Below are 18887 nucleotides of genomic sequence, written 5' to 3'. Positions count from 1 at the left end.
ACACCATGATCGACCTCTGGTTCCTGATCATCGCCTTCCTGTGGACCGGCTACTTCATCCTCGAAGGCTTCGACTTCGGGGTGGGGATGCTCGCGCCGATCGTCTCGCGCGGCCCCGACCAGCGCCGGCAGGCGCTGCAGACGATCGGCCCGGTCTGGGACGGCAACGAGGTCTGGCTGATCACGGCGGTCGGCGTCATGTTCGCCGCCTTCCCCGCCTGGTACGCGGGCATGTTCAGCGGCTTCTACCTGCCGGTCGTCCTGGTGCTGGTCGGGCTCATCGTGCGCGGCGTCGGCCTGGAGTGGCGCGGCAAGGTCGAGCGCACCTTCTGGTGCGACGCGGGCATCGTCGCAGGCAGCGCCGTCCCGGCGTTCATGTGGGGGGCGGTCTTCGCCCACATGCTGCACGGGACCCTCGCCTCCGCCGTGGTCGGCGGCGTGTTCTCGCTGGCCGTGTGCCTCCTGCACGGCGCGGTCTTCCTGGCCCTGCGCACCGGCGGCCCGGTGCGCGACCGGGCCCGCAGGGCCGCCCTCGCGATCTCGGTCCTGGCGATCCCGACGGCGATCCTCGCCCTGTCGCAGATCCCCTCGACGCTTCCCGCACTGGCGGCGACGGCCGCGATCGCGGCGGCGACGGCGCTCATCTGGCGGCGTCGCGAGGGCTGGGCCTTCACGGCGACGGCGGCGGGCATCGCCCTCGCCTCCGCCGCCGTGTTCACCACCCTGCGCGCCGAGCCGCTGACCGGACTCACGCTCGCCGAGGCCGCCTCCGGCCCCTACACGCTGACCGTGCTGAGCTGGATCGGGCTGTTCACGCTGCCGTTCGTCCTCCTCTACCAGGGCTGGACGTACTGGGTGTTCCGCAAGCGGGTGCTCGTCCCCGCCTAGGAACCGCCGTTCCCGGCCGCCGCTCCCCCGAGGTACAACGCGCCGAGGCGGGGGTCGGCGGCCAGTTCGCGCGCCGGTCCGGACAGGTGCACCCGGCCCAGGTCGAGCACGCAGCCGACGTCTGCCATTTCCAGCGCCCGCCGGGCGTTCTGCTCGACCAGCAGAACCGCCACACCGGTACGGCGCATCAGGTCGATCTGATCGAAGACGGTCGCTGTCGTCTTCGGGTCCAGGCCCATCGAGGGCTCGTCCAGCAACACCACCCGGGGTTCGAGCATCAGCGCGCGGGCGAACTCCACCTGCTTCTGCTGCCCGCCGGACAGCAGCCCGGCGACGCTGTCCCACCGCTCCCCCACGACGGGGAACAACTCCTTCACCGCCTCGATGCGCGCGCGCAGCCGTACCGGGTCGCGGACGGTGTAACCGCCGAGCCGGACGTTCTCCCCGACCGTCATCTCCCTGAACACGCTGTGTCCCTGCAGCACATGGGCCATGCCCCTGCCGAGCAGGTCCTGCGGCGAGCGGCCGGTCACGTCCTCGCCCGCGAGCACCACCGTGCCCGAGCGCGGGGCCAGCAGCCCGCTGGCGACCCTGAGCACGGTGGACTTGCCCGCGCCGTTCGGGCCGACCAGGCAGACGACCTCGCCGGCGTTGACCGTGACCGACAGGCCGCGCAGCACCAGGGCCGCTCTGCCGTACCCGGCTGTGATGCCGTCGAGCGACAGCAGCGCCTCAGACCCCAAGGTAGGCCTCCAGCACCCGAGGGTCGGCCTGCACCGCCTGCGGGGTGCCCTCGCTGATGGGGGCGCCCCGGTCGAAGACGATGACGTGGTCGCACATGTTCATCACCATGTCCATGTTGTGCTCGACGACGAGGAACGTCCTGCCTTCCGCGTTCAGGTCCCTGACCAGGGCGGAGATCCGGTCGATGAGCGCCGGGTTGACGCCGCCCGCCGGTTCGTCCAGCAGCACCAGGCCGGGGTCGCCCATGAAGACCGCGGCCAGTTCCAGCAGCTTCTGCTGACCGTAGGACAGGTGGCGGGCCTCGGCCGTCTCCAGGTGGTCGATGCCCATGCGGTGCAGCCAGTGGCGGGCCCGTTCGACCTCGGCGGTCGCGCGGGTGCCCGCGAGCAGTTCGCGCAGCCGCGTCCGCCGTACCGCCACCAGCATGTTGTCGAGCACCGACATGCGCGGGAAGATCCGGCAGAGCTGGAAGGTACGGCCCAGCCCGGCGTGCGCGATGCGGTGCGGCGACCAGCCCGTGATGTCCCTACCCTGGTGGAGGACGCGGCCGGAGTCCGGCCTGATCAGGCCGGTGACCAGGTTGAAGAAGGTGGTCTTGCCGGAGCCGTTGGGCCCGATGAGCCCGTTCACCCGGCCCTCCTTGATCGCCACGTTGGCGCCCGACACGGCGCGCACGCCGCCGAACGTCTTGGTCAGTCCCTCCGTCGTGAGCGTCATCCGCGCACCTCCAGCAACCGCTGCTCGGCCGTCTCCTCCCGGATCGAGGCCCCTGCGGGCCTGCGGACGAGTTTGGGGATGATGCCCTCCGGCATGAACAGCACCACCAGCACGAGCAGCACGCCGGTGGCGGTCAGGTGGATCTGGCTCTCGCCGAGCGCGATCAGGAAGTACTCCCCGGCGGGCGCGATGATCAAGGCGCCGAGCAGCGGGCCGAGCAGGTGCCGTCCCCCGCCGAGCAGGCTCATCAGCACCATGTACGCGCCCAGGACGATCGAGAACAGGAAGATCGGGTCCAGCGAGCGGAACCACACGGCGTACAGGCCGCCCGCGAGCGTCACGAACAGCGCCGACAGCGCGAACGCCGCCACCTTGTAGGCCGCCGTCGGCACGCCGAGCATCTCGGCCTTGTCCTCGTCCTCCCTGATCGCGCGCAGGCCGTTGCCGAAGCGTGAGCGGCCGATGAACCACCAGGTCAGCAGCGCCAGCGCGAGCAACGCGAGATACAGGTAGAAGAAGACCATGTGCGTCTGGCCCCGGCTCAGTTCGGGGAAGGGCGCGGGCACCTGCACGCCCGACGAGCCGCCGGTCAGCGAGCGCCAGCCCTGCACCAGCAGGTTCATCACCGACACCAGCGCGATCGAGACGATCACGAAGGAGGCGCCGCGCACCCGGACGGCCGCGACGCCGACGATCGCCGCCCCGAGCGTCACCAGCACCGCCGACACCGCGAGCGCGAGCGGCCACGGCCAGCCTGCGCGGGTGACGAGCAGGCCGGTCCCGTACGCTCCCAGGCCGAAGAAGGCCGAGTGGCCCAGCGAGACGTAGCCGGTGAAGCCGCCGAGGATGTTCCACGAGGTGGCCGTCACCGCGTACATGACGGTGAGGACGCCCGCGTACACGAGATAGTAGTTCGGCACCAGCCACGGGTAGGCGAGGGCGGCGGCCACGCCCGCCGCCATCAGGATCCTAGAAACGATGCGCAAGCCGGCCTCCGAAGAACCCCTGCGGACGCAGCAGCAGGGTGAGGAAGAGGAAGACGTAGAACATCAGGGTCGCCCAGGTCGCGTCGTACGTGACCAGGACCAGGCCCTCGACTACGCCGAGCAGCACGGCCGCCAGGGCGGCGCCCGCCACGCTGCCGAGGCCGCCGACGACGATGATGGCCATGAGCTTGCCGATCCAGGCCCAGTGGGAGGCGGGGAAGAACGGGGTGATCAGGGCGAGGACACCGCCTCCCACGGCGGCGGTGGCGAGGCCGATGCCGAAGCCGTAGCCGGTGACGCGCTCGGTCTTGATGCCGACGAGTCTGGCGGCCTCCCGGTGCTGGACGGTGGCTCTCAGGGATCGGCCGAAACGGCTTTTGACCAGGACGGTGAACAGCACAATGAGGGTGAGGGCGGCGATGCCGAAGGCGATGATCTTGTCGTAGGGAAGGCTGACACCACCTATGTGGAGACTTTTCGTGTCATAGCCGACGGTGACGGATTTGAAGGATCCGGTGTAGATCGTCCCGAGAAGGCCCTCGACGGTGAGCGCCAGGCCGAAGGTCAGCAGGACCGACATCATCTGGATCTGGTCACTCGGCAGGCGGGCGATCAGCAGCCGCTGCACGGCGACACCCAGGACGAAGAAGACCGGCACCGTGAACGGGATCGTCAGCAGCGGGTCGAGGCCGAAGGCCGTGTGGAGGGTGTAGGTCAGGTAGGCACCGAGGAACAGGAACGCCGGGTGGGCGACCATGACCACGCGCATCACACCGAAGTACAGGGACAGACCGGATGCCAGCAGCGCGTAGAGCCCTCCCGTCAGGACCCCGAGCGCCAGCCCTTGCAGCAGCAGCGTCACCCGCCCTCCCCTCTCCGGCCACCGGACACGCCCCGCGCGCACCCACGACCAGGGGCCGGGATCGGCTTCCACGCGGCGCGCTCGGCCCAGCCACCGGACACGGCCCGCGCGCACCCGCCGCCGGTTTCCGGCGGACACCCATCACCGGGTACGGCCCGCCCACGCACCCCGCCGCTTCCCGTCCGCGGCCCGCCACCGGGCATCGCCCGACACCGCACACCACCGCGACCCAGCGGGCCTGCATCCCCGGGAGCCGCCTCACCGGTCGTCGCAAGGCGCCCGCCACCGGACACCATCCGCCGGCACTCGCCACCGCCTCCCGTCCGCCGCCCACCACGCATCACCCGGCACCGCAAGCCACCGCGACCCGGCAAGCGCACACCGCCGCCGCCCAACGGACATCCGCACCCACGAACCGCTCCCGAGCACACGCCACCGGCCACCGGGAAGCAGCCGTCACCGGGCATGGCCGGAAGGCACTCGCGGCCGGGCACCACCCGTCGGCGCGTACGTGGGACGGAACCCAGCGGCGTCCTCGACGACCGAGCCGCAGCGGGTGACCTGGCCGACGGGCAGCCGTCAGAGTCCTGGGAGCAGCCCTCGACAGACTGCTGCCCGGAGTCGGGGGGCGGGAGTGGAGACGAGGTCGGGGGCAGGGCCGATGACGACAGTCGGGGAGGGTCTGTGCGCGTGTCACGGACGCTCAGCCAGGCCGAGGTCAGGCGCCGAAGAGGGACCGTGCGAGTGTCACGGATCGGGAGCCAGGCCAGTGACAGGAGCCGGAGGGGGACTGTGCGCGTGTCACGGATCGGGAGCCAGGCCGGTGTCACGAGCCGGGAAGGGACTGGGCGCGCGTTGTGCGTCCGGGGGCGGGGGGCCGTACGGGGAGGCCGGGTGAGAGCCGGGGCGTCGGAGCGGCACCGGAGCATAATCGGAAATGTCACCATTCCTTCTTAGGGAAGACGAGCTTGGCGGTCTGCGCCTTGGACCCCTCGGGCAGGACGATCTCCACCTTGCCGTTGACGTACTGCTGGATCATGTGCGCCTGCTCGGGGCGCCCCTGATCGTCGAAGGACAGCGGGCCGACCACCGTCTCGAACGTGCTCCGCCGCAGGTGGTCGGCCAGCTTGTCCTGACACTCCTTGGTCGGCTCGACGCACTTGACCGCGTTCACCGCCGCCTCGACCACCTGCCCGACCGTGTAACCGTTGGCCGCGTCCTCGTTGGCGTCGGTCTTGAACATCTCCTTGTAGCGCGCGACCATCTCGTCGTTCCCCGTGAACCCGGACGTCGCCGACCAGCCGACCGGCGAGATGATGTGCTCGACCGCGCCCTTGACCGCCGCCGGGAACTCGGCCAGCGTCGGCCCGGTGCTGAACGCCGCGATCTTCGGCTGCGTCTTGAGCTCCTGGAGGGCACGGACCAGGCCGACGGAGTCCTCGAACTGGGTGCCGCCGACGACGATGTCGGGCTTGGCGGCTGCGATCTTCGCGGCGATGGGCGCGAAGTCGGTCGTCTCGGGCGGGTAGACCTCGTCGGCGACCGTCTTGATGCCGGCGGCGGCGAGCCGGTCTCGCAGGCCGTACGCGGTGCCCTGGGCGAACGGGTCGTCGAGGCTCGCGTACGCGGCGGTCTTCGGGCGCTGGTCGGCGGGCAGCTTGACGAGGTAGTCGGCCAGGTAGTCGTAGTGGTCGCCGGCGATTGCGGGCGCGGCGTAGAACAGCCGGGTGAAGCCCTGCTCGAAGACCTCCTTGGCGGCGCCGGCCGGCTCGACGAAGAGCATGCCGTACGACTCGGCCACCTTGCCCGCAGGGATCACCAGGCGGGAGGAGAAGGGGCCGAAGACGAGGTTGACCTTGTCCTGGGTGATGAGCGACTCGTAGTCGGAGGTGACCCGGTTCGGGTCGGAGGCGTCGTCGCGGAAGATCAGTTCGACCTTCCGGCCGAGCAGGCCGCCCTTGGCGTTGACCCGGTCGGCCCAGACCTCGTAGCCCTCCTTGATGCCCTTGCCCGGCTCGGCGAAGTCACCGGTCAACGGGAGGGAAATGCCGATCTTCACCGGGCCTGTGGTGGGTCCGGCCGAGGGCTGGTCCTCCGCCTTGGCACATGCGGAAATGCCCACGCTGGATAATGCGAGAACCACGGTTGCCTTACGCAGAGCTGACATTTCCGGTCCTCCGGCGTACGCAAGCGCTTTCGTAAGCGCTTTCGGTTACGATTGCACGGGATTCAGCGGCGGACAAGGGGGGTTGCGCGCTCATGGCACACAGTCCGGCGCCACCGCGCCTCGTCGACGTCGCGCGGGCCGCCGGTGTATCGCTGGCCACGGCCTCGCGCGCGATGACGGGCAGCACGGGGGTGAGCGCCGCCGTCGCCGCGCACGTCCAGGCGGTCGCCAGGCGCATCGGGTACGTCCCCAACAGCCACGCCCGCGCCCTCGCCGGGGGGCAGGTGTCCATCGTCGGCCTGATCGTCCACGACGTCGGCGACCCGTACTTCGGCGAGATCGCCCGTGGGGTGCTGCGCGAGATCGAGAGCCGCGGTTATATGGCGCTGATCAGCCAGACCGAGCGCGACCCCACCGCCGAACTGGCCCGCATCCGCGCGCTGCGCGCCCACCGGGTCAACTCGATCGTGCTGGCCGGCTCCGGTTACATCGACGCGAGCACCGAGGCCGACATCGCCGCCGAGGTCGACTCGTTCACCGCGGCCGGCGGCCGGGTGGCCGTGATCGGCCGCCACCATCTGCCGGTCGACGCCGTGCTCCCCGACAACCTCGCGGGCGGCGTGACGCTCATGCGCCACCTGCTCGACCTCGGCCACCGGCGCATCGGCATCCTGTCCGGACCGGCCAACCTCACGACCGTCGAAGACCGCCTCGCCGGACTCCGCCAGGCCGTCGAGTCCGCCGGCCTGCCGTGGCGGTCGATCCCGGTGGTCCCCGGCGACTTCACCCGTGAGGGCGGCGCGTCCGCCGTGGCCACGCTCATGACGTTGCACCGCGATCTGACGGCGGTCGTCGCCCTGAACGACCCGATGGCCGTCGGCGCCATGTCGTGGCTGCTGCGCTCCGGCCTCCGCGTGCCGGAGGAGATCTCAGTGGCAGGCTTCGACGACATCCCGGCGGCCGCCGCCGCCTACCCCGCGCTGACCACGATCCGCCTCCCCATGATCAGCATGGGCAGGCAGGCACTGGAACTCGTCCTCAAACCCCCCGGCTCCCGCCCGCGCCGCCGCCGCACCCCCCACGAACTCGTCCCCCGCGCCTCCACCGCCCACCCACACTGACCCCACACCCACACCCACACCCCGCACCACCTCGCTCTCCACACCTCCGCAATCCCATCCACAACCACCCGCACCATGCCCGGCACCTCCACCACCCACCCACACTGACCCCACACCCACACCCCGCACCACCTCGCTCTCCACACCTCCGCTATCCCACCCACATCCACCCGCACCATGCCCGGCACCTCCACCACCCGCCCACAACCACCGCCACCCGCACCGCCAGCTCCCCGCCACCCGCCACCCACACCGTGCCTGGCGCCTCCACCGCCCGCCCGCGATGGCCCGCCCCCGCGCGCTCACCCTCACGTCTCCACGTCTCGCCCGCGCTGACGACAGTCCCTACCCTCGAACCGTCCCCGGTCACCTCCGGTCACCTCCACCGCGCGACCGCCTTCCCCTCCGCGCGAAGCTTCCCCCTCCGCGCCTGATGAACGCGTCCCCGCGCCCTCGCATCGACTCACATCCACACCCACGAAACCGCTCTCCGCACCTCCACCGCCCGCCTACCAACCGCATCCCCGAACTCACCCTGCGCACCCTCACCTCACGGCGACGTGCTCGCGCACCCGCCAACTCGTCTTCCGCGCCGCCACCACCCGCGCGTGCCGGCCCACCCAACCCCAAGAACTCCACACGCCTCCGCCGCTCGCCAGGCATTCCCACCGCACCCGTACCTGTGCCGAGCCGCGCGTCTCTGAACCTTCGCCCACACCTGACCGCCTGCCGCCACCAGTTGGGGTGGTTCGGGTGGGAGAAGCAACGATTGGGCATTGACAGCGGGACATCGCGGGTTACGCTTCGGCCGAAGGCAAACGTAAGCGCTTTCGGAAGCGCTTACGCGAAACACCGCCGATCGCTGGAGCGAGAGGATCCCGGATGTCCGCCCTTCGTGTGCAGTTATCCGCACTGGCAATGACGGGGATGCTGGGGGTTGCGCTCGTCGCACCCTGCCAGAGTGCGAGCGCGGCAGCCGTGACGCCGGCTGCTTTCGGACCGGCCGACGCGAGAACCGCCGAGGATTCGGCCGCCGTGAGAACTTCCGCTCGTTCGGCACCCCTGAGAACTGCTGCCTCCCGCTCAAGCTGGAAGGTAGCCGACGACGGCCTTCCAGAGGGCGCGGACGGAGCCGACAATGGCCTTCCAGAGGGCCCGAAGAACGCCGACGACAGCCTTCCAAGGAGTGCCGAGAGAGCCGACAACGCCCCTCCAGGGGGTACGGAGGGAGTCGATGGGGCCTTCCGGAGGGACGGTGATTCTCACGGAGTCAGCGCAGTTGCCGAGGGTTCGGGTGGGGCGACGGATGGTGGCGCTTCAGACAGTACGGCGGGCGACACGGCGTCAGCGGGTGTGGCGGGCAAGGCGGTTCCAGACGGGGTGGCGAAGGACATACCTTCGGACGCCGTGGCAAACGACGCGCACACGGGCGGCGTGGCAACCAACGCACACACGGACAGCATCACGAACGACCCACCTTCGGACACCGTGACCAACAACACGCACACGGGCGCCGTGGCAACCAACGCACACACGGACAGCATCACGAACGACCCACCTTCGGACACCGTGACCAACGACGCACACTCGGGCGGCGTGGCAGGCAGGCAGTTTTCGAGGGGCGGGGCGGGGGCCTGTGCGACGGGCGGTACCGTCGTCGACGGTGTGAACGCGGGCGGGAACTGGGCGCCGGTCACGCCGGGCAAATGGCAATTTCCCGGCGATCAGGTCATTCTGGCGCAGGCAGGAGTGGCGCGGCCGGGGCCGAGGCGGCCGTTCGAGTACGCGGTGCTCCGTACGGGCCCGGAGTTCGCCTCGGTCGAGATCGAGGCGCAGGTCCGGCTGGACACGCCGACCAGTGTGAACAACCGGGACGTGATCATCGTGTTCGGGTACCGGTCGGACACGCGGTTCTACTACGTGCATCTGTCGCAGGACAACACGATCTACCCGCACAACGGGATCTTCGTCGTCGACAACGCCGATCGGCTGCGGCTCGACCACCAGTGGAACGGGCAGGTGGGGGCGCCGCCCGCCGTGACCGACGCGGCGTGGCACCGGGTACGGCTCACCCACTGCGTCCCCACCGGCGAGATCGCCGTGTACATGGACGGGTCCGCGACGCCGCTCATGACCGCCACAGATCGCAGGCTCGGCTCCGGCCGGGTGGGCTTCGGTTCGTTCGACAACATCGGCCGGATGCGGGACATGAAGGTGACCGGCACCCCGATCTGCGCGGGCCAGGCGGCCACGGTGACCGGGACGCCCGGTGGCGACGTCCTCACCGGCACCCAGGGGAACGATGTGATCGCCGCTCTCGGCGGTGACGACCTGGTCCGGTCGCTCGGGGGCGACGACGTGGTCTGCGCCGGGGACGGCCGGGACGTGGTGCTCGCCGGCGACGGCGACGACCGGGTGCTCGGCGAGGCGGGCCGCGACCTGCTGAACGGCCAGAATGGCGACGACAGCCTGTACGGCGGCGCCGACCCCGACCTTCTCAACGGCGGACCCGGCGACGACCGGTTGTACGGCACCGGCCCGGACGACGTCCTCGTCGGCGGCCCCGGCCGCGACACGTCGCACACCGACCACGACCAGACACCCACCCCCCGGAGCGACCCGAACGCCGAACCCCGGACGCCCACCCCCGAAGACCGGAATCCGGGCGGCACACGTCGAGGCTGAGCCCCTCCTCGACGATCCCGGCCGCATCCGCGTCCGAGATCGTCCCCAGCCCGCGCCCTCGACCGAGTAAGGAAGCAAGCCATGGCACGGCGGGCGACGACCGCCGCACCACACCCCCTGGGGCGCCCGGCTCCCCACGCCGGGCACCCACGACCTCTTGGTGATGAATCATGAGATCCAACCCGTTCCGTATCCTCACCACCGCCCTCCTCGCCCTGACCCTGGCCGCGACGCCGGCCGCCGCGGCGCCGGACGTCCCTCTGGACGACCCGATCCCCGAGAAGCCCACGCCGTCCGCCCTCACGCTGACGCTGGAGGAGTTCGCCGCCTTCCCGAAGACCGAACCGGTCCCCACCCCGACCGACCAGCGGCTGGTCCGCTGGGCCAGGATCAACTATCTGGGCCAGGTCCCCGACCACACGGGCCGTCTGTTCGTCAACGATCTCAACGGCAAGCTGTACCTGCGCGACCACACCGGCGCCTGGGTCGAGTACCTGGACGTGGGCACGGCCTTCGCCCCGGACTTCATCTCGGGCAGGGGCCTCGGCAGCGGCTTCGGCTTCGTCGCCTTCCATCCGGACTTCGCGAAGAACGGCAGGTTCTACACGGTCCACACGGAGGCGGGCGCCGCGCTGGCGAAGCCGCCCGACCTGACGCCGCAGCCGAACTCGATCGTGCACGGCGTGATCAGCGAATGGACCGCCGCGAACCCGAGGGCGAACGCCTTCGAAGGCACCCGCCGCGAGATCTTACGCCTGGGTTTCGGCACCAACATCCACGGTATCCAGCAGATCGACTTCAACCCGACGGCGAAGAGAGGCGACCCCGACCACGGCCTGCTGTACGTGGCGGCGGGTGACGGCGGCCGGGGCGTCACGACGACGTACGCCCAGGATCTGGGCCTGCCGCAGGGCAAGATCCTGCGCATCGACCCGGCGGGCACGAACAGCGCGAACGGGAAGTACGGCATCCCGTCCGGCAACCCGTTCGTCACCAGGCCGGGCGCGCTCGGCGAGATCTACGCCTACGGCATGCGCGACCCGCACCGCTTCTCGTGGGACCAGGGCGGCTCGAAGCGGCTGCTGCTCGGCCACATCGGCGAGCACGCCATCGAAGCGATCTACGACGTGCGGGCGGGCGACAACCTCGGGTGGAGCGCGCGCGAGGGTTCGTTCGTGTTCAAGCAGGAGGACCGCTGCCGCCTGTACACGCTGCCGGACAACGACGCCGAACTCGGCTACACCTACCCGGTGGCGGCCTACGACCACGACCCGCCGCCCGGCCACCGGTGCACGTCCGACAGCGGTCACGCGGTGGTCGGCGGGATGGTGTACCGGGGCCGGCGGCTGCCGTTCCTGTTCGGGAAGTACGTCTTCGGCGACATCGTGGACGGCAAGATCTGGTTCACGTACGCGCACCGGATGCGGCGCGGCGAGGAGCGGGCCGTCATGTACGAGCCGGTACTGAAGGACACGGCGGGCAACCGGGTCACGATGCGGGACCTGGCCGGGAGCAACCGCGTGGACCTGCGCTTCGGCCGTGACGCCAAGGGCGAGCTGTACGTGCTGTCGAAGGCCAACGGCAAGATCTGGAAGGTCACCAGTGCGCGCTGGGAGCCCGGGTCGTGAGGCGCGGGCATGCGGCGCTGGCCGTCGCGCTGCTCCTGACGCCCCTGTCGGCCCCACCCGCGACGGCAACGCAAGCGGGGCAAGCAGCACAGGCAGCGCAGGCAGCGCAGGCGGTGCAGGCGGTGCAGACAGGACAAGCGAGGCAGGCAGCACGAGCAGAGCAACCCGGGCAAGCAGAGCGGGCACCGCAAGCAGTGCAGGCGGAGCGAGTGGACCAGGCGGGGCAGACCGGACGGGTGCTGCCGAGCCTGCGGTCCGGCCTGGTGGCGCACTACGACTTCGAGCACCCCGCGAAGGGGGATCCCGCCGTGGAGCGTGACCAGGGGCGTTCCGGGACGGACCTCGCACTGGTCAACGGCGGCGCCGCCATGCGGGTCAAGGACGGCGCCCACGCGGGCAGCCGCAGATCACTGCAGGTCAGACAGGTCAACCCGACGACGATGGGCAACGACGACTGGAAGGCAGGTGTGTACTCGGCGACCGGAGTGCCGACGCTCAGGGCGTTCAACGGGGTGCGTGGGACCACGATCATGGGCTGGTTCAAGATGACCGGCCGGAACCCGAGCCCGAACTCGAACACGGCCGACCCGGGCGACTTCTACGGCGCGATCGGCCTGGCGGGGGTGCTCAGCGGCACCTCGCAGGGCCACGACGTACGGGCGCTGCTCGAACTGATCACGGTCGGCGGCGAGATGCGGGTGGTCGCGCTGGGGCGCAGGGTGGACGGGAGCGCTTCGCAGACGTTCGCGGCGAACCTGCCGTGGCAGAGCGTCCTGCCGCAGAACGAGTGGGTGTTCCTGACGGCGACGTCCGACTTCGACAGCGGGCGGATGCGGCTGTACAGGAACGGGCAGCCGCTGGAGGGCTTCTACACGCTCACGGGCGACCCGTGGGGGGTGGAGGGCCCACCGCACCCGGGAACGGCCTCTCCGAGCGCCACTCCTCTCACCATGCCCTCACCGTGACGCCGCCCCTCACCCACCGGGAAGGGGCGGCGCCACGCGCCGCAGAAAAGCCACGCGCCGTAGAGACCACTGGCCGCGGAAAGCCACGCGCCGCAGAAACCACTGGCCGCAAGACCACCCACGGTGAAAGCCACTCACCGCACCGACCGCTCACCGCAGGACGACACACCCCAGCGCCCGTAGCCGGTCCAGCACCGGTGGTTCCCCGGACAGTTTGTTCCACCGCAGGTCCAGCTTCCGCAATGTGAGCGGCAACGTCTCGGGCAGCGTCCGCAGCCGGTTGTTGCGCAGGTCCAGGTGCGTCAGCGGGACCCGCTCCAGCGACGGCAGTCCGGCCAGCAGATTGTTGCGCAGGTCGAGGATCCGCAGCTCGGGCAGCCCGCCCAGCGACGCGGGCAGTTCGTCGATCCGGTTGCCCTGAAGGTGCAGTTCCCGCAACCGCCCCAGCCTCCCGAAGGACGCGGGCACGGTGCGCAGCAGGTTGTTGTACAGCCGCAGTTCGACCAGACCCGCCAGGTCGCCGAGCTCGTCGGGCAGCCGTTCGAGCCGGTTGTCGGTGAGGTTGAGGTAGCCGAGCCGGTCGAGGCGTCCGAGGGACGGCGGCACGGAGGTGAGGCCGTTGTCGCTCAGGTAAAGGTAGTCGGTGAGGTCCAGGTCGCCGAGTTCGTCGGGTACGCCGGACAGCGCGTTGTGGCCGAGGTCGAGCATCCGCAGCCGCCGCAGCCCGCCGATGGCCGGGGAGATCTCGGTGATCCGGTTCTCGGCCAGGTTGAGCGACTCCAGCGCGGTGAGCCGCCACACGGCGTCGGGGACCCGGGTGAGCCGGTTGCCGCCGACGGCCAGGTGCCGCAGCGACGCGGGCAGGGTCTGCGGCAGTTCGGCGATGGCGTTGCCGTACAGGAAGAGTGATTCGAGGTGCGGCGGGCAGTCGGGCACGCGGGTGAGGCGGTTGCCGTCGAGGTGCAGTTCGCGCAGCGAGCCCCGATGGGACAGGTCGGGCAGGTCCGTGAGGTGGTTGCCGTCGAGTTGGAGCACCTCGGTGTCGCCGACGTCGGGCAGAGCGGTGAGCCCCCGCCAGGCCAGGTCGGTCATGGGGTGCGCAGGTGGAACAGCTCGGACGGGGAGATCGGCATGCGGTCGATGCCGATGCCCTCGGCGTCCTCGACGGCGGAGGCGATCACCGCGGAGACGGGGATGACCCCGGCCTCGCCGGCGCCTTTGACGCCGAGCGGGTTGAGCGGGGACGGCGTCTCCAGGTGGGCGGTCTCGATCTTCGGGATCTCGGTGGCGTAGGGCATGAGGAAGTCCATGAAGGAGGCGTTGAGCAACTGACCGTGAGGATCGTAGACCATCCGCTCGTACAGCGCGCCGCCGATACCCTGGGCGACCCCGCCGTGCACCTGTCCTTCGACGATCATGGGGTTGATGAGCCGCCCGCAGTCGTGGACGACGGCGTAGCGCACGATGCGGATCTCGGCGGTGTCCGGGTCGGTCTCGACGATGGCGGCGTGCATGCCGGAGGCGAACGTGGAGCGGATCGGCGAGTAGTAGTCGCGGCCTTCGAGCCCGGGTTCCTCGCCTTCGGCGACGGGCGGCCGGTCGGCCGGCGCGGGCGCGGCGAACTGGGTGGCGGCGGCGGTCTCGGCGTCGAAGGAGTAGCGCAGCGGGTTCGACAGCACGGCGACGGTCGACAGCGGGACGGCGGCGCCCGGCGAGCCGACCACGTGGACCACCCCGTCGGTGATGTCGAGGTCGGCGGGGTCGGCCTCCAGCGCTTCCGCGGCGATGCGCAGCGCCTTCTCACGGACCTTGCGGCAGGCGAGCGCGATGGCGTTGCCGCTCATGACGGCGGCGCGGGAGGCGAAGGTGCCGACGGCGTACCCGAACCTGCGGGTGTCGCCGGTGACGACGGAGACCCGCTCGATCGGCACGCCGAGTTCGGTGGCGGCGATCTGGGCGAAGACCGTCTGGTGGCCCTGCCCCTGGGAGGTGAGGCCGGTGGAGACGTGTACGCGGCCGTCCGAGGTGATCTGCACGTGCCCGCCCTCGTACGGCCCGACCCCGGTGCCCTCGACGTAGCAGGCCAAGCCGATGCCGAGGCCGGGGCGGCGTTCGAAGGAGTCCCAGCCGATGAGGTCCTTGAGTATGCGCAGCATCTCGGGGTAGTCGCCGCTGTCGTAGATGAGCGGGCGGCCGTCCTGGAAGATGAGGCCCTGGTCGTAGGGGAACTCGTCGGGGCCGATGAAGTTGGCGGCGCGTACGTCGGCGCGGTCCCTGCCGAGGAAGCGGGCGATCTTGTCCATCGTGCGTTCCATGCAGAAGACGCCCTGCGGGCGTCCGGCGCCCCGGTAGGGGGTGACCTGCACGGTGTTGGTGTAGACGGAGGAGAACTCCACCCGGTAGGCGCCGATCTTGTACGGTCCGAGGAGCTGTGTGGAGGTGATGATCGGCACGATGATCCCGTACGGCGTGTAGGCGCCGTGGTCGTGGACGATCGTCACGTCCAGCCCGAGCACCCGGCCGTCGTCGTCGAAGCCGACCCGCACGTACTGCACCTGGGCGCGCTCGTGGGCGCTTGCGACGAAGTGCTCGCGCCGGTCCTCGCTCCACTTGACCTCGCGGCCGAGCAGCATCGCCGCCCACGGCACCAGGATCTCCTCCGGCCACGGGTGCACGATCTTCACGCCGAAGCCGCCGCCGACGTCGGGGGCGATCACCTCGACGTGCGGCAGCGGCAGCCCGAGCTTGGCCGCGATGGCCATGCGGACGCTGGTGGAGGTCTGGGTGCTGGAGTAGACGCGCAGGTCGGTGCCGTCCCAGCGGGCGTACACGCCTCGGCCTTCGAGGGGCATGGAGGCGCTGCGCTCGATGTCGAGCCGGAAGGCGAGGGTGTGCGGCGCGGTCTCGATCGCCTCGCGGGCGCTCTGCCCGGTGGGGGCGGCGACCTCCTGCACGAGGTGGGCGCCGACGTTGCCGGGCACGTCGGCGTGCACCGGCCCCGCGCCGCTCACGGCCTGCTCGGGGCCGACGACGGGCGGGAGCGGCGCGTAGTCGACCTCGATGAGCGCGCAGGCGTCCTCCGCGAGGTAGCGGTCGGCGGCCACGACCATGACGACGGGTTCGCCGACGTGCCTGACGACGTCCTTGGCGAGGGCGTAGGCGGTGCGCCCGTGGGTGAGGGCCGGGTGCGGGATCAGCAGCGGCAGCGGCTCGGCGAGCAGGCCGGGCAGGTCCTCCCAGGTGTAGACGGCGACCAGGCCCTCGACGTCGAGGGCGGGGCCGACGTCGATGCCGAGGATGCGGGCGTGGGCGTGCGGGGAGCGGACGAAGGCGACGGCGAGGGCGTCCGGGCCGAGGTCGTCGAGGTAGCGGCCCTGGCCGGTCAGCAGGCGGGGGTCTTCGAGCCGGTGGACGCTCGCGCCGAACATCAGCCCTCCTCCGCGCTCAGTTCGGCCGCGCGGTGGACGGCCTTGACGATGTTCTGGTACCCGGTGCAGCGGCACAGGTTGCCCGAGATGCCCTCGACGACCTCCGCGTCGGTGGGCGCGGGGTTCTCGCGGAGGAGGGCGGTGACCGTGCACAGGAAGCCGGGGGTGCAGAAGCCGCACTGGAGGGCGTGGCACTCGGCGAAGGCGCGCTGCACCGGGGACGGCCCGCCGGGGCCCGCGAGCCCTTCGACGGTGGTGAGCTCGCGCCCGTCGACGGTGACGGCGAAGGTCAGGCACGAGCGGACCGGCTGCCCGTCGAGCAGCACCGTGCAGCAGCCGCATACGCCGTGCTCGCAGCCGACGTGGGTGCCGGTGAGGCCGAGGTCGTGCCGGAGGCAGTCGGACAGCAGGCGGCGGGCGGGTACGACGGCCCGTCTGGCCACCCCGTTGACGATCAGCGTGATCTCGTGCATCTAGCCGCCTTCCTGGCCCGCTTCCCGTGCCGCCTCGCGCAGCGCCCGCTCCGCGAGGACGCGGACCAGGTGGGTACGGTACTCGGCGCTGGCGTGGATGTCGGGTTCCGGCTCGGCCGCGCGGGCGATCTCCGCCGCGGCCGCCGCCCAGTCGCCGTCGGCGCAGGGCCCGGTCACGTCGGTGACGACGGGGACGGGGCCGACGCCGACGCAGGCCGTACGGGCGAGGTGGACGCGCAGGTCGTCGCCGAGGGTCACGACCGCGCAGACCCCGGCCAGCGCGTAGTCGCCGTGCCTGCGCGCCACCTCGTGGAAGGCCGAGCCGGTACGCCGGGGGCGAGCCGGGAAGCGGGCGGAGACGGCGAGCTCGCCCGGCCGCAGGTCGGACTCCAGCGGCCCGGCGAAGAACGCGGCCGCGGGCACCTCCCTGACCCCGCCTGCCGAGGCGAGCCGTACCGAACCGGAAAGGACGGCGAGCACGGCGGGCAGTTCGGCGGCGGGGTCGGCGTGCACGAGGCTGCCGACGACGGTGCCCCGGTTGCGGATCACCGGGTGGGCGACCAGCCGCAGCGCCCGGCCGATCAGCGGCTGCGCCGCGGCCACGGCGGGGTCGGCGAGGACGGCGGAGTGCCTGGCCAGCGCGCCGATCGTGACACCTTCCCGGTCGGCGGCGACGGTGTCGAGGCCGGTGATCCGGTTGATGTCCACGAGCCGTTTCGGGGCGGCCAGGCGCATGTTGAGCAGCGGGATCAGGCTCTGGCCTCCGGCGAGCACCTTGCTGTCGGCGGCGGCCAGGTCGTGCAGCGCCTCCTCGACCTCACGGGGCGCGCGGTAGTCGAAGGGCGCGGGCTTCACCGCGCCTCCGCAGGCCGGGGGGCGATGCGTCTGAGCAGGTGGTAGCCGCCCACCACCACGATGGTGCCGAGCGCGATGCCCTCCAGCCGGAACTCACCGCCGATCATCTGCTTCACCGGTCCGATCGCCAGGATGATGCCCGCACCGATCGGGACCATGTTCACGGGGTCGGAGAAATCGACCCGGTTCTCGATCCAGATCTTGGCGCCGAGCAGGCCGATCATGCCGTACAGGACGACGGTGATGCCGCCGAGCACGCCCGCCGGGGTCGCGGAGACCAGCGCGCCGAACTTCGGGCTGAACCCGAAGGAGATGGCGACGACGGCGGCGACGTAGTAGGCGGCCGTGGAGTAGACGCGGGTGGCGGCCATGACGCCGATGTTCTCGGCGTAGGTGGTGGTGGGCGAGCCGCCGACGGCGCTGGTGACCGCCGTGGCCAGGCCGTCCGCCGCGACGGCGCGGCCCATGTACGGGTCCACGTCGGTGCCGGTCATCTCGCCGACGGCCTTGACGTGGCCGACGTTCTCGGCGATGAGCGCGATCACGGCGGGCAGCACGAGCAGGACGGCGCCGAGCCGGATGTCGGGGGTGTGCAGGTCGGGCAGGCCGATCCAGGGGGCGGACTCCAGCTTGGAGAAGTCGACGCGGGCGTGCGAAGGGATCGAGAGGGCGCCGTCGCGGTAGGCGGGGACGGGACCGAAAAGGTGGTCGGCGGCCCACGACAGCAGGTAGCCCGCCACCAGCCCGAGCAGGATGCCGATACGGCCGATGAATCCCTTGAAGGCCACGACCAGCACGAACGTGATCAGCATGGTGATCAGCGCCATCCACTGGTCCTGCGGCCAGTACACGTCGGCGACGACGTAGGCGAGGCCGAAGCCGATCAGCATGACGACGGCGCCCGTGACCACCGGCGGGAAGATCCGGTGGATGATCTGCACGCCGAGCACGTGGACGGCCAGGCCGCACAGCGCCAGCACCAGGCCGGTGACGAGGATCGCGCCGGTGACGATCGCGTCGGCGGCCGGGGTGTCGCCGCCGAACAACGCCCTGATCGCGACCACGCCGCCGACGAAGGAGGCGCTGGTGCCGAGGTAGCTGGGGATGCGGCCCTTGACGATCAGCAGGAACAGGATCGTGGCGAAGCCGGACATCATGATGGCCACGTTCGGGTCCAGCCCCATGACCAGCGGGAAGACGAAGGTGGCGCCGAACATCGCGACCACGTGCTGAGCGCCGATGCCGATGGTGCGCGGCCAGGTCAGCCGTTCGTCGGGCTTGACCACCTCGCCGGGGGCCAGCCGCTTGCCGTCGCCGTGTTTCTTCCAACCCACCATGAAAGCCCCTCTTCGACCGGGCCGTCGGTTCG

Annotated in this window: 15 protein-coding genes; 5 read left to right on the top strand and 10 right to left on the bottom strand. The window is 71.0% G+C overall.

Annotation, left to right across the window (positions count from 1 at the left end; all coding sequences use genetic code 11):
• The first annotated feature begins 5 nt into the window (after positions 1-5).
• Positions 6-887, top strand: coding sequence for a cytochrome d ubiquinol oxidase subunit II (gene cydB / locus ABD120_RS02110; RefSeq protein ID WP_343947916.1), 882 nt, complete (start codon positions 6-8; stop codon positions 885-887).
• Here the strand turns inward: cydB and ABD120_RS02105 are convergent.
• From ABD120_RS02105 to ABD120_RS02085, 5 genes are all read right to left on the bottom strand, one after another.
• Positions 884-1630: an ABC transporter ATP-binding protein gene (locus ABD120_RS02105; protein ID WP_343947915.1), complete on the bottom strand. Its 747-nt coding sequence runs from the start codon at positions 1628-1630 to the stop codon at positions 884-886. The genes cydB and ABD120_RS02105 overlap by 4 nt on opposite strands.
• The gene (locus ABD120_RS02100; protein WP_343947914.1) at positions 1620-2348 is read right to left on the bottom strand and encodes an ABC transporter ATP-binding protein; all 729 of its coding nucleotides are present in this window, start codon (positions 2346-2348) and stop codon (positions 1620-1622) included. The genes ABD120_RS02105 and ABD120_RS02100 overlap by 11 nt, the downstream gene beginning before the upstream one ends.
• Entirely contained in the window at positions 2345-3334 is a 990-nt protein-coding gene (locus ABD120_RS02095; RefSeq protein WP_343947913.1) for a branched-chain amino acid ABC transporter permease, read from the bottom strand. The genes ABD120_RS02100 and ABD120_RS02095 overlap by 4 nt, the downstream gene beginning before the upstream one ends.
• On the bottom strand, positions 3318-4196 hold the full coding sequence (locus ABD120_RS02090; RefSeq protein ID WP_343947912.1) for a branched-chain amino acid ABC transporter permease: 879 nt from the start codon (positions 4194-4196) through the stop codon (positions 3318-3320). The genes ABD120_RS02095 and ABD120_RS02090 overlap by 17 nt, the downstream gene beginning before the upstream one ends.
• A gap of 940 nt (positions 4197-5136) precedes the next feature.
• The gene (locus ABD120_RS02085) at positions 5137-6255 is read right to left on the bottom strand and encodes an amino acid ABC transporter substrate-binding protein (protein WP_343947911.1); all 1119 of its coding nucleotides are present in this window, start codon (positions 6253-6255) and stop codon (positions 5137-5139) included.
• 200 nt (positions 6256-6455) lie between these two features.
• On the opposite strand from ABD120_RS02085, the gene ABD120_RS02080 reads away from it, so the two are divergent.
• The 4 genes from ABD120_RS02080 to ABD120_RS02065 all read left to right on the top strand — a co-directional run bounded on the left by ABD120_RS02080 (position 6456) and on the right by ABD120_RS02065 (position 12762).
• Positions 6456-7484: a LacI family DNA-binding transcriptional regulator gene (locus tag ABD120_RS02080; protein WP_343947910.1), complete on the top strand. Its 1029-nt coding sequence runs from the start codon at positions 6456-6458 to the stop codon at positions 7482-7484.
• 1665 nt (positions 7485-9149) lie between these two features.
• Positions 9150-10169, top strand: coding sequence for a calcium-binding protein (locus tag ABD120_RS02075; RefSeq protein WP_343947909.1), 1020 nt, complete (start codon positions 9150-9152; stop codon positions 10167-10169).
• Positions 10170-10339: 170 nt separating this feature from the next.
• Complete coding sequence (locus ABD120_RS02070; RefSeq protein WP_343947908.1) at positions 10340-11797, top strand: PQQ-dependent sugar dehydrogenase; 1458 nt, start codon at positions 10340-10342, stop codon at positions 11795-11797.
• A gap of 194 nt (positions 11798-11991) precedes the next feature.
• A complete protein-coding gene (locus ABD120_RS02065; protein ID WP_343947907.1) occupies positions 11992-12762 on the top strand; it encodes a hypothetical protein in 771 nt (256 codons plus the stop codon).
• 150 nt (positions 12763-12912) lie between these two features.
• On the opposite strand, the gene ABD120_RS02060 is transcribed toward ABD120_RS02065, so the two are convergent.
• From ABD120_RS02060 to ABD120_RS02040, 5 genes are read right to left on the bottom strand one after another with little or no spacing between them, the layout of a single operon-like run.
• Positions 12913-13854 carry a leucine-rich repeat domain-containing protein gene (locus tag ABD120_RS02060; RefSeq protein WP_343947906.1) on the bottom strand — a complete coding sequence of 314 codons (942 nt, stop codon included), beginning with the start codon at positions 13852-13854 and terminating at the stop codon, positions 12913-12915.
• Positions 13851-16190, bottom strand: coding sequence for an aerobic carbon-monoxide dehydrogenase large subunit (cutA, locus tag ABD120_RS02055; protein WP_343947905.1), 2340 nt, complete (start codon positions 16188-16190; stop codon positions 13851-13853). The genes ABD120_RS02060 and cutA overlap by 4 nt, the downstream gene beginning before the upstream one ends.
• Positions 16190-16663 (bottom strand): (2Fe-2S)-binding protein, encoded by a 474-nt coding sequence (locus ABD120_RS02050; RefSeq protein ID WP_343947904.1) that lies wholly within the window; start codon positions 16661-16663, stop codon positions 16190-16192. Before ABD120_RS02050 ends, cutA begins: the two co-directional genes overlap by 1 nt.
• Positions 16664-17518, bottom strand: a complete 855-nt coding sequence (locus ABD120_RS02045; protein ID WP_343947903.1) for an FAD binding domain-containing protein — start codon at positions 17516-17518, stop codon at positions 16664-16666.
• Positions 17515-18855 (bottom strand): uracil-xanthine permease family protein, encoded by a 1341-nt coding sequence (locus tag ABD120_RS02040; RefSeq protein WP_343947902.1) that lies wholly within the window; start codon positions 18853-18855, stop codon positions 17515-17517. Before ABD120_RS02040 ends, ABD120_RS02045 begins: the two co-directional genes overlap by 4 nt.
• Positions 18856-18887: the final 32 nt, after the last annotated feature.

It is taken from the genome of Nonomuraea longicatena, assembly GCF_039525605.1.
In the GTDB taxonomy this organism is placed as follows: domain Bacteria; phylum Actinomycetota; class Actinomycetes; order Streptosporangiales; family Streptosporangiaceae; genus Nonomuraea; species Nonomuraea longicatena.
This window is presented reverse-complemented; position numbering and strand designations above follow the sequence as displayed.